9 protein-coding genes, 1 tRNA gene and 1 pseudogene are annotated in these 11,295 nt (G+C 60.2%); 7 read left to right on the plus strand and 4 right to left on the minus strand.

All coding sequences use genetic code 11. From position 1 onward, the window contains the following. The first annotated feature begins 16 nt into the window (after positions 1-16). The 7 genes from CSZ94_RS09705 (at position 17) to CSZ94_RS09735 (ending at position 8,432) form a co-directional block, all read left to right on the plus strand. Positions 17-1,165, plus strand: a complete 1,149-nt coding sequence (locus CSZ94_RS09705) for an MFS transporter (protein ID WP_102121301.1) — start codon at positions 17-19, stop codon at positions 1,163-1,165. Positions 1,166-1,332: 167 nt separating this feature from the next. Beyond that, the gene (locus CSZ94_RS09710) at positions 1,333-2,178 is read left to right on the plus strand and encodes an undecaprenyl-diphosphate phosphatase (RefSeq protein ID WP_102121302.1); all 846 of its coding nucleotides are present in this window, start codon (positions 1,333-1,335) and stop codon (positions 2,176-2,178) included. A gap of 6 nt (positions 2,179-2,184) precedes the next feature. After that, positions 2,185-4,008, plus strand: a complete 1,824-nt coding sequence (recQ, locus tag CSZ94_RS09715; protein ID WP_102121303.1) for a DNA helicase RecQ — start codon at positions 2,185-2,187, stop codon at positions 4,006-4,008. Further along, positions 4,005-4,490 (plus strand): hypothetical protein, encoded by a 486-nt coding sequence (locus CSZ94_RS09720; RefSeq protein ID WP_146009781.1) that lies wholly within the window; start codon positions 4,005-4,007, stop codon positions 4,488-4,490. Before recQ ends, CSZ94_RS09720 begins: the two co-directional genes overlap by 4 nt. A 44-nt stretch (positions 4,491-4,534) precedes the next feature. After that, entirely contained in the window at positions 4,535-5,494 is a 960-nt protein-coding gene (locus CSZ94_RS09725; RefSeq protein WP_102121305.1) for a LysR family transcriptional regulator, read from the plus strand. Positions 5,495-5,736: 242 nt separating this feature from the next. Next, positions 5,737-6,483: an acyltransferase gene (locus tag CSZ94_RS09730; RefSeq protein WP_102121306.1), complete on the plus strand. Its 747-nt coding sequence runs from the start codon at positions 5,737-5,739 to the stop codon at positions 6,481-6,483. A gap of 662 nt (positions 6,484-7,145) precedes the next feature. Next, positions 7,146-8,432, plus strand: a complete 1,287-nt coding sequence (locus CSZ94_RS09735; protein ID WP_071075270.1) for a Glu/Leu/Phe/Val family dehydrogenase — start codon at positions 7,146-7,148, stop codon at positions 8,430-8,432. Positions 8,433-8,578: 146 nt separating this feature from the next. Here CSZ94_RS09735 and galE read toward each other — a convergent pair whose 3' ends face one another. The 4 genes and pseudogenes from galE to CSZ94_RS29420 all read right to left on the minus strand — a co-directional run. Then, the gene (gene galE / locus CSZ94_RS09740; protein ID WP_102121307.1) at positions 8,579-9,598 is read right to left on the minus strand and encodes a UDP-glucose 4-epimerase GalE; all 1,020 of its coding nucleotides are present in this window, start codon (positions 9,596-9,598) and stop codon (positions 8,579-8,581) included. Between the two features lie 154 nt (positions 9,599-9,752). Next, complete coding sequence (gene trmB, locus CSZ94_RS09745) at positions 9,753-10,433, minus strand: tRNA (guanosine(46)-N7)-methyltransferase TrmB (RefSeq protein WP_180977420.1); 681 nt, start codon at positions 10,431-10,433, stop codon at positions 9,753-9,755. A 93-nt stretch (positions 10,434-10,526) separates the two neighbouring features. Beyond that, positions 10,527-10,600 (minus strand) — tRNA-Gly (locus tag CSZ94_RS09750). 569 nt (positions 10,601-11,169) lie between these two features. Beyond that, positions 11,170-11,295, minus strand: a pseudogene (locus CSZ94_RS29420) (IS481 family transposase); the annotation flags it as partial.

Raw genomic sequence — 11,295 nt, forward strand, 5'->3', positions numbered from 1 at the left:
GTTGAAAAGCTCCCCCATGCATCTCACCGGTACCCTGCAACAACGCGCCACGCGCCTGGTCTTCTTCGCTGCCGGCCTCGGCATGGCGGCCTGGGCGCCGCTGGTTCCCTACGCCAAGTCGCGCCTGGGCCTCGATGAAGCCACGCTCGGCATTTTGCTGCTGTGCCTGGGCGCCGGTTCGCTGTGCGCGATGCCGTTTACGGGCATGCTCGCGGCCCGCTTCGGCTGCCGCAAGGTCATCGTCGGCGCCGGCCTGCTCCTGACCGCCATCCTGCCCGGCCTGGCGCTGGCCGCCACGCCGCTGCAATTGGGACTGGTGCTGCTGGTGTTCGGTGCGGCCATGGGCACCTTCGACGTGGCCATCAATATCCAGGCCGTGATCATCGAAAAGGCCAACGGCGGCGCCATGATGTCGGGTTTTCATGCACTGTTCAGCGTGGGCGGCTTTGCGGGCGCCGCCTGCATGGCCCTGCTGCTGTGGCTGGGCCTGACACCGGCCTGGTCCTGTGTGGTGGTGATGCTGCTGCTGTGCGGCGTGCTGGGCGCGGCGCAAGGCCATCTGCTGCCGACAGCGTCCGCCTCCGGAGAAAAGACGCCGCTGTTCGTCATGCCGCATGGCGCCGTGATCCTCATCGGCCTGCTGTGCTTTATCGTCTTCCTGGCCGAAGGCGCGATTCTCGACTGGAGCGCCCTGTTCCTCACCACCACGCGCGGCGTGGAAGAAGCCAAGGGCGGCCTCGGCTACGCCGCCTTCGCCATCGCCATGACGCTGGGCCGCTTCACGGGCGACAAGGTGGTCAGCCGTTTTGGTGGCAAGCGGGTACTTACTTTTGGCGGCCTGTTTGCCGCAGCCGGCTTCTTCCTGGCCGTGCTGGCGCCGCACGCCAGCCTGGCCATGGCAGGCTTCGTGCTGATCGGCCTGGGCGCAGCGAATATCGTGCCCATCCTGTTCACGGCCGCCGGCAACCAGCGCGCCATGCCGGCCAGCCTGGCGGTGGCGGCCATCACCACCATCGGCTATGCAGGCATCCTGGCCGGTCCGGCCGTCATCGGTTTCATCGCGCACGCCACCAACCTGAATATCGCCTTCGCCATGCTGGGCGCCGCCCTGCTGCTGGTGGCGGCCAGCGCACGCCTGGTGGCACCGGAAAAACAGCTCTCCTGATCCCCCTCCTGCCTGGCAGACAGCGCTAAAAAAGCGCCGCCCGCCAGCGCCCAAATCGGCTCCACTGACCTCCGGCGTGGTAAGCTTCGACCCCGCGCACATTGCTGGCGCCACGTGCTCTCCCCATCCTGTCAATTACACCCGTACTTATACCCTTTTATACATCTATGGATCTCATTCTTGCGTTAAAAGCCATCATCATGGGGCTGGTCGAAGGTTTTACCGAGTTTTTGCCGATTTCGTCCACGGGACATCTGATCCTGGCCGGCAGCCTGCTCGACTTTACCAAGGATGTCTCGAAAGAAGTCATGGATGTCTTCGAGATCGCCATCCAGGCTGGCGCCATCCTGGCCGTGTGCTGGGAATACCGCCAGCGCATCGGCAGCGTGCTGTCCACCTTCAGCACCGAGGTCAAGTCGCGCAAGTTCGTGCTGAACGTGGCCATCGCCTTCATCCCGTTGGCCGTTATCGGACTGGCCATCGGCAAGATGATCAAGCATGCGCTGTTCAAGCCCGTGCCCGTGGCCGTGGCCTTCATCATCGGCGGCATCATCATTTTGCTGGTGGAGCGCCGCGCGCGCGCCTATCCTGTCACCGTGCGCGTCAACTCGGTCGATGAAATGACGCCGCTCGACGCCTTGAAAGTGGGCTGCGCGCAGGCGTTTGCGCTGATTCCCGGCACCAGCCGTTCCGGCTCGACCATCATCGGCGGCATGCTGCTGGGCCTGTCGCGCAAGACGGCCACCGAATTCTCGTTCTTCCTGGCCATCCCCACCCTGCTGGCGGCCACCGCCTATTCTCTGTACAAAGCGCGCGACATCCTGTCGGCCACCGACGTGCCCCTGTTCGGCCTGGGCACCGTAGCCGCCTTCATCTCCGCCTTCCTGTGCGTGCGCTGGCTGCTGCGTTACATCAGCTCGCACGACTTCACGTTTTTTGCCTGGTACCGCATCGTGTTTGGCTTGCTGGTCCTGGCCAGCGCCCACTTCGGCTGGGTTGTTTGGGCAGAATAAGGCACTATGAATCAAGATCTTAACCAGCGCGCGCTCCACCTGCTGCAAACCGTTTTCGGCTACCCGGCCTTCCGCGGCCAGCAAGCCGACATCGTCGACCACGTCAGCCATGGCGGCGACGCGCTGGTACTGATGCCCACGGGCGGCGGCAAGTCGCTGTGCTATCAGATTCCCGCGCTGCTGCGCGATGGCGTGGGCGTCGTCGTCTCGCCGCTGATCGCGCTGATGCAGGACCAGGTCGACGCGCTGGAGGAAGTCGGCGTGCGCGCCGCCTTCCTCAATTCCACGCAAACCTACGAAGAGGCCAGCCGCATCGAGCGCCTGGTGCGCACGGGCGGCATCGACGTCGTCTACGTGGCGCCCGAACGCCTGATGACGCAGCGCTGCCTGGACCTGTTCCAGGCGTCAAAAATCTCCCTGTTTGCCATCGACGAGGCGCACTGCGTGGCCCAGTGGGGCCACGACTTCCGCCCCGAATACATCAAGCTGTCGGTGCTGCACGAGCAGTTCCCGGACGTGCCGCGCATTGCGCTTACGGCCACCGCCGACCCGCAGACGCGCGCCGAAATCGCCATGCGTTTGCAGCTCGATGACGCGCGCCAGTTCGTCTCGTCCTTCGACCGTCCGAACATCCGCTACCAGATCGTGGAAAAGGCGAATGGCCGCAAACAGCTGCTCGACTTCATCAACACGGAACACACGGGCGACTGCGGCATCGTCTACTGCCTGTCGCGCAAGAAGGTCGAAGAGACGGCGGAATTCCTGAACCAGAGCGGCATCCGCGCCCTGCCTTATCACGCCGGCATGGAGTACGCCAAGCGCAGCGCCAACCAGGCGCGCTTCCTGCGCGAAGAAAATATCGTCATGGTCGCCACCATCGCCTTCGGCATGGGCATCGACAAGCCCGACGTGCGCTTCGTTGCGCATCTGGATCTGCCGAAAAGCATCGAGGGCTATTACCAGGAAACGGGCCGCGCGGGCCGCGACGGCATGGCCGCCAACGCCTGGATGGCGTACGGCTTGCAGGACGTGGTGCTGCAGCGGCGCATGATCGACGAATCGGAAGCGGACGACACCTTCAAGCGCGTGCTGGGAGTGAAGCTCGACGCCATGCTGGGCCTGTGCGAAACACTCAGCTGCCGCCGCATGCGATTGCTCGAATACTTCGGCGAACCGGCGTCACCATGCGGCAATTGCGACACCTGCCTGGTGCCGCCCGTGTCTTTCGACGGCACGGTCCCCGTGCAAAAGCTGCTGTCGGCCATCTACCGCGTCGATCAGCGCTTCGCCGGCGGCCACGTGATCGACGTGCTGCGCGGCGTCGAATCGGAACGCATCAAGACCTGGCACCACGATACACTCTCCGTCTTCGGCATCGGCTCGGACCTGGGCGAAGCGGAGTGGAAAGCGATACTGCGCCAGGCCATCGCGCTGGGCCTCGTCTCGGTCGACCATGAACAATACAGCTCGCTGAAACTGACGGACGCCTCGCGCCCCGTGCTCAAGGGTGGCCAGAAGGTGCAGCTGCGCCAGTACCAGAAACCGGTGAAAACCAGCAAGCGCGGCACCAGCGTGGCGAAAGGCTATGTCGAGACGGACCTGTCCACCAGCGAGCAGGCCATCTTCGACAAGCTGCGCTGGTGGCGCGTGGAGACGGCGCGCACGCACAACGTGCCCGCTTACGTGATTTTTGTCGACGCTACATTGCGCGAAATCGCCAAGGCCAAGCCCACCTCGCTGGAGCAGATGCGCGGCGTGAGCGGCGTGGGCGAGAAAAAACTGGCCTCGTACGGCGACGAAATCGTCGCCATGATCCTGGAGATGATGTGATGGAAGTCCTGTCGTCCGACCTGATCTATCAGGCCGTGGAAATCCTTGGCGCCCAGCCCGATGCCGACGACGCGGTGGAGGCGCAAGTACGTGCCCTGGTGCAGGATGACCTCACCATGCGCCGCCTGGTCGACGTGGTGCCGGAAGCCTTCGCCCTGGTGCTGGCGTCGCACCTTCCTGGCGCCGAAAACATGACCTTGCCCGACACCTTCTGCGCCCAAAACGAGGACGGCGAGTGGGTGGAATTCCCCCTGCGCCGCGAACCGATCTTTGTCGTCGCCCTGGACATCGCCCAGCACACCTTCCACAACGGCCCACGCGCGCTGATGCAAAACCTGGCCGACCGCAGCTCTTTGCTGAAGGCCATCAACAAGGACCTGAACGCGGGCGGCTCGCTCGACGGCACGACCCTGGGGCCGCCGTCCTTCTTCGGCCTGCCCGCCGCCTTGTACCAGCCGGCGGCATCACCCGATACGCCCTGACCACTTCACCTTGCCCCTGCCCTTGATAAGAGAACGCTGCCGCGATGGAAACCAAATGGCTGGAAGACTTCATCTCGCTCGCTGAAACGCATAACTTCAGCCGCTCCGCGGCCCTGCGCCACGTGACCCAGCCGGCCTTTTCGCGGCGCATCCAGTCGCTGGAAAACTGGCTCGGCATCGACCTCGTCGACCGCACCTCCTACCCGACGCGGCTGACACCGGCCGGCGCCGTATTTTATGAGCAGGCGCTGGAAATGCTGGGGCAGATCAACGGCGTGCGCGCCCTGTTGCGCGGCAAGCGCGCGGCCACGCAAACGAGCGTCGACTTCGCCGTGCCGCACACCCTCTCGCTGACCTTCATGCCGAAGTGGTTGACAGCGCTGGAAGACGGTTTTGCGCCGATCAACAGCCGTTTGATGGCCCTGAACGTGCATGACGCCGTGCTGCAGCTGGTCGATGGCGGCTGCGATCTGCTGCTGTGCTATCACCATCCGCGCCAGCCGGTGCAGCTGGACCCGGGCCGCTACGACATGCTGGTGATGGGCCGCGAAACCTTGCGCGCGTATGCGCGCTGCGGCCAGGACAAGGTGCCGGATTTCGTCCTGCCGGGTAGCGCCAAAGAGCCGCTGCCCTTCCTCTCCTACACCAGCAACGCCTACCTGGGACGCATGGTGGAATTGCTGGTGGCGGACGCCAAGGCGCCCCTGTTCCTCGAAACCTGCTACGAAACGGACATGGCCGAAGGCTTGAAAATGATGGCGCTGGAAGGGCGCGGCATCGCCTTCCTGCCCGAATCGGCCGTCATGCGCGACGTCAAATACAAGCACCTGGCGCGCGCCGACGGCGGCGCGCCAGGCTGGGAAATCGAGCTGGAAATCCGTTTATACCGCGAGCGCCCGTCAAGCCAGCGGCCCGGCAAGCCGGTGGTCGAACAGCTTTGGCAATACCTGCAGCAAGATCAGAAAGGCGCAATACGCAACGGCAAGCGCCGCAAGAAATCCTGAACCATCCTCCCCTTGACTTGAACAAGTCTGCGGCGCACCGTCTGTTCAGCAAGATCAAGTCTAACCAGCCGATTGACCGGTTCCACGCCCAGCGATATCCATTGCTGACGTTAATCGCCAACTCCAGCGGTACTGCAGTTGTGAACCAACTTGAAAGATAGTTGGCGGCTGATAAACTTTGCATCCAAAAAAATATTTAACGTATTATAGAAGTCCGGATTAATTAGAAGAGTGAAAGTTACATGATACATCCAACCGCTTTAGTTAATGAAAACGCAAAAATTGGCAATAATGTCACCATCGGCGCATACTCGATCATTCATAAGAACGTAGAAATCGGGGACAATACTGAAATTGGCTCGCATTGCGAAATAGGTGTGCCTACGCCACTAGCCATTGGAGCCCCGTTAATCATTGGCAAATCATCACTAATTCGCTCGCATAGCGTCTTTTATGAAGGTTCTGTTTTTGGTGACAAACTGGCAACTGGGCACAGGGTCACCGTTCGTGAAAAAACAGAAGCCGGAGAAGGATTCCAGATTGGTACGCTGAGCGATATTCAAGGACATTGTGAAATCGGAAATTACGTAAAATTCCACAGTAACGTCCACATTGGACAACATTCAAAAATTGGAAACTACGTCTGGATTTTCCCTTATGTTGTATTAACCAATGATCCACATCCACCTAGTAACGTGATGATGGGAGTGACGATTGAGGACTATGTTGCTATCGCCACGATGTCGATTATCTTGCCAGGAGTAACAGTCAAATCCGGAGCATTGGTCGGCGCTCATAGTTCCGTCAACAGAACAGTGGAACCAGATACTGTAGTCGCAGGAAGTCCAGCAAAATTCATATGCAACACCACCGACATCAAGCTCAAGGACGGATCTGGCGAAAAAGCTTATCCATGGAGAAGACACTTCCACCGCGGCTATCCAGAAGCTGCCGTAGCGGCATGGGTGGCTGAGTTTGCATCATCCTGACGGAGTAGGATAGTCAGATAATCCTCCCGTTCGCACCGTGCATTCATGGCGTTCCGCTGCGGCTGACAAGGCTGAATAACGTCGACATACATGCGACGCAGCCTGATCCGCAGGTTCCGTTTCAGTTCGCGGCAGATCCGGTAGCGGCGCTTGTGGCTTGTGTTAAGTAACCCCAATAAATTCTTGTGATTTCTGACTTCCATAACCGGCGCGTTGCTGCGTTGCCAACTGCTAGCAGTCGGCGCCTTGCATAGCGTCCGGTTCTGTTCGTCATAACTTCACAATAATTTCCTGACGATTACTTAGCTCTGATTGGCAGCCAGACGCGCCAGACCGGTCGAAATACCCTCGTTCTCAACACTCAACCCGGCTTCACGGTGGTAACTGGTTTGGATGCTGCCTGGGCCAGGTCTTCCCCCCCTCCCCCGTATTAGTGCGCTAATTTCCGCTCAGGTAGAGAAACAGCTTCAGCATTTCTTGCCAGTGCCTCCGCAACAATCTTACTGAAACCAAGTTTTCATAACTATGCAATAAATGCATAACCGGATGCGCACAAAGCATTGGCCGGGGCATGAGGCTATCGCCTACGATGCGGTTCCGCTGCGCGCAGCTGCATCTCGGCTGTGCCTCTAATGTATTCGTATTGTCAGGAGCTTTCAAGCATGACCAGCAAGCACGCACTTCCTTCCTACCTCAATCCTGAAGACCTGGGCCCATGGGGCGTCTACCTCGAGCAGATCGACCGCGTTACGCCATACCTGGGCAACCTGTCGCGCTGGGTGGAAACGCTGAAGCGTCCAAAGCGCATCCTGACGGTCGACGTGCCTATCGAGCGCGATGACGGCAGCATTGCCCACTACGAAGGCTATCGCGTGCAGCACAATCTGTCGCGTGGCCCGGGCAAAGGCGGCGTGCGCTTCCACCAGGACGTGACGTTGTCGGAAGTGATGGCCCTGTCGGCCTGGATGACGGTCAAGAATGCCGCCGTCAACGTGCCATACGGCGGCGCCAAGGGCGGTATCCGTGTCGACCCGAAGACCCTGTCGCGCAACGAGTTGCAGCGCCTGACCCGCCGCTACACGAGCGAGATCAGCATGATCATCGGACCAAACAAGGATATCCCTGCACCGGACGTCAACACGAATGAACAAGTCATGGCGTGGATGATGGACAGCTACGCCATGATCGGCGGCAATATGTCGACCGGCGTGGTGACGGGTAAGCCTATCTCGCTGGGCGGCAGCCTGGGTCGCCGCGATGCGACGGGCCGCGGCGTGTTCGTCGTCGGTTGCGATGCGGCCGCCAAGGTCGGCATGTCGCTCGAAGGCGCGAAAGTCATCGTGCAAGGTTTCGGCAATGTGGGCGGCGTCGCTGCACGCATGTTCGCTGAAGCCGGCTCGAAAATCGTCGCGGTACAAGACCACAAGACCACCGTGGTGCATGCCGGCGGCTTGAACATCCCGCAATTGCTGGCACACGTGGCCGAAGTGGGCAGCGTCGAAGGCTTCCCGGGCGCCGAGGCATTCGTGCCGCGCGAAGATTTCTGGGGCATCGATTGCGACATCCTGATCCCGGCTGCACTGGAACAGCAGATCACGGCCGAACGCGCACAAGTCATCCGCGCCAAGATCATCCTGGAAGGCGCCAATGGCCCGACCCTGCCGGCAGCGGACGACATCCTGACCGACCGTGGCGTACTGATCGTGCCGGACGTGCTGGCCAACGCCGGCGGCGTGACCGTCAGCTACTTCGAGTGGGCACAGAACTTCTCGAGCTTCTTCTGGACCGAAGAAGAAATCAACAGCCGCCTGACCCGCATCATGCGCGAAGCATTCGACGCGGTATGGCAAGTGTCGCAAGAGAAGAAAGTGTCGATGCGTACCGCCACCTTCATCCTGGCGTGCACGCGCGTGCTGCAAGCGCGCGAAGTACGCGGTCTGTACCCATAATGGCTGCCTGAGAAAATGCCTGGGGCGTTGTTGCTTCGCCTGGCCCCAGACATTTTTCAGGTGCCATTGGTTTGCTGGCGCCTCATAAAAAAATCCCGCCACACTTTTGTGTGAGCGGGATTTTTTTGTATCTGGCGGCCTTTTTTTTACGCCGCGTAGCCTTGAGGGTTCTGGTGCTGCCAGCGCCAGTGGTCGCGGCACATGTCGTCGATGTTTTTCTGCGCTTGCCAGCCCAGCAGTTCCTTCGCCTTGTCGGCGGAGGCGTAGCAGCTGGCGATGTCGCCGGGGCGGCGCGGCACGATGTCGTACGGCACGGCGCGGCCGCTGGCCGCTTCGAAGGCGCGCACGGTGTCGAGCACGCTGTAGCCGTGGCCCGTACCCAGGTTGACGGTAAAGCCGCCCTCGGTGGAAAACAGGCGGTTCAACGCGGCCACATGGCCCAGCGCCAGGTCGACCACGTGGATGTAGTCGCGCACGCCCGTGCCATCCGGCGTAGCGTAATCATTGCCAAAGACGGCCAGGCGCTCGCGGCGGCCCACGGCCACCTGGGCGATGAAAGGCATCAGGTTATTCGGGATGCCGGCCGGATCTTCGCCGATCAAGCCGCTGGCATGCGCGCCGACCGGATTGAAATAGCGCAATACGCCGACTTGCCATTGAGCATCGGCATGCACGAGATCGGCCAGGATCTGCTCGACCATCAGCTTCGAGCGGCCATATGGATTGGTCACGGACAGGCGCGACGATTCCAGGATCGGCAAGGCTTCCGGATCGCCATACACGGTAGCCGACGAACTGAAGACAAAACGCTTCACATTCGCCGCCGCCAGCACTTCCAGCAGCGCCACGGTGCCCGTCACATTGTTATCCATATACATCAACGGCTGGGCCACGGATTCGCCCACAGCCTTCAAGCCCGCAAAATGGATCACCGCATCGATGGCATGCTCGCGCAACACAGCGGCCATGGCCGTGCGGTCGCGCACGTCGGCCTCGTAGAACGGTACGCTTCTGCCGGAAATGCGCTCCACACGCGCCATCGCTTCGCGCGCGCTATTGCACAGATTATCCACCGCAACGACATCAAAGCCGGCCGCCAGCAATTCGACACAGGTATGCGAGCCGATGAAACCGGATGCGCCGGTCACGAGTATTTTCTTGGACATAATATCAATCAATGCAAAAAAGATAAGCCTACCGTAATTCCCTCACCTTGCCTAGCCAGCGCACTATAGCGCGCGCATGAAAAAAGCCTGCGGCGTCGCCGAACAGGCTTGATCTTGCGCAAACGGCACAGACGGGTAAATCGATAAAGAGAGTTTATTTCTTGATGAACACCAGATCCCACACGCCATGGCCCAACTTCAAGCCGCGGTTTTCAAACTTGGTCAGCGGACGATACGCGGGCTGTGGCGCATAAGCATCGGCGCTATTGCGCAACTGCGGCTCGGCGCCCAGCACCTCCAGCATTTGCACCGCGTAATCTTCCCAATCGGTGGCGCAGTGCAGATAGCCGCCTGGCGCCAGGCGATCGGTCAATTGCTTGACGAACGACGACTGGAGCAAACGGCGCTTGTTATGGCGCGCCTTGTGCCATGGATCGGGGAAAAACACGTGGATGCCGGCCAGGGAATTGGCGGGAATCATGTGCGTCAGCACTTCCACCGCATCGTGCTGCAGCAGACGCAGATTCGTCAGCGACTCTTCGCCAATCAGCTTCAACAGGCTGCCGACACCGGGCGTATGTACTTCGACACCGATAAAATCCTTCTCTGGCATGGCCTTGGCGATATGCGCAGTCGTCGCCCCCATGCCAAAACCGATTTCCAGGATGACCGGTGCCTTGCGGCCGAACACCTGCTCGAAGTCCGTCGGTTCTTTGGCGAAAGGCACCAGGAACTGCGGCCCCAAAGTCTCAAGCGCGCGCGCCTGCGCGACAGACAGCCGTCCCGCGCGGGTCACGAAGCTGCGGATGCGGTGTTCGGTCGGATCATACATCATCGGCCGCGCCGGGCCGTTTGCTGGGGTATCAGAAGACATGGGAATGGAGAAATAAGTGGCCGCGCCACATAAAAACCAGGCGCCAGCGAAAAATGGAGCGGGTGAAGGGAATCGAACCCTCGTCGTAAGCTTGGGAAGCTTCTGCTCTACCATTGAGCTACACCCGCGAAGCCTGCATTTTACGCGGGATGGCAAGGACTTGGCAAACTTGTGGATCGCTTTCGAACTCATCAAGAATTCTCGCGATATTTGACACGAAACATAGACTACGGCATCGGCACAGTGCCGTTTTTGTTAATAGAGAACAACATCACGGGTAGCCAAGCACGGTGAATAGCCTGGGATACGGCTGAAATAAAATAAATGTTATTGCCTTTAACTGTGTGGCGCAGACTAGCGGGAGAAATGTTGCTACAATCGCGTGACAGTTTAGCATTCCCGCTGTTCAACCTAAAAGGATATCCCATGAAGAAAATTCTGATCGCTTCGGCAATCCTGTGCTTCGCTTCCGCACAAGCCATGGCTCAAACGACTCCAGCTCCTGCTCCAGCAGCTGCAGCACCAGCTGCTGGCGCCGCTGCCGGCACCACCGTTGCCGGCCTGAGCGTCAGCACCATGATCGCAATCGGCGCAGCAGTTGCCGTTGTGGCCGGTGCAGCAAGCTCGGACTCGACCACCACGCACAGCACGACAACCCACCATTAATACCTGGCTGCGCAAGCAGCGACAGGTAGGTGTCAAGACCGGCCTGGTTATATACGCGTTTAACGAATAATTCCGGCTTTTTCTCCTGCCATTTCTTCATCGCCTGAATCGGTGTTGCGTTATCCAAGGCGCGCTGGGGAATGTTGTGGTTGTAGAT

The organism is Janthinobacterium sp. ROICE36, assembly GCF_002869965.1.
GTDB lineage: Bacteria > Pseudomonadota > Gammaproteobacteria > Burkholderiales > Burkholderiaceae_D > Janthinobacterium.

Excerpts from the sequence above, each read along its gene's own strand:
- CSZ94_RS09735 (WP_071075270.1), top strand. The coding sequence starts at position 7,146 with ATGACCAGCAAGCACGCACTTCCTTCCTACCTCAATCCTGAAGACCTG.
- CSZ94_RS09730 (WP_102121306.1), top strand. The coding sequence starts at position 5,737 with ATGATACATCCAACCGCTTTAGTTAATGAAAACGCAAAAATTGGCAAT.
- CSZ94_RS09705 (WP_102121301.1), top strand. The coding sequence starts at position 17 with ATGCATCTCACCGGTACCCTGCAACAACGCGCCACGCGCCTGGTCTTC.
- galE (WP_102121307.1), bottom strand. The coding sequence starts at position 9,598 with ATGTCCAAGAAAATACTCGTGACCGGCGCATCCGGTTTCATCGGCTCG.
- CSZ94_RS09710 (WP_102121302.1), top strand. The coding sequence starts at position 1,333 with ATGGATCTCATTCTTGCGTTAAAAGCCATCATCATGGGGCTGGTCGAA.
- recQ (WP_102121303.1), top strand. The coding sequence starts at position 2,185 with ATGAATCAAGATCTTAACCAGCGCGCGCTCCACCTGCTGCAAACCGTT.
- CSZ94_RS09725 (WP_102121305.1), top strand. The coding sequence starts at position 4,535 with ATGGAAACCAAATGGCTGGAAGACTTCATCTCGCTCGCTGAAACGCAT.
- trmB (WP_180977420.1), bottom strand. The coding sequence starts at position 10,433 with ATGATGTATGATCCGACCGAACACCGCATCCGCAGCTTCGTGACCCGC.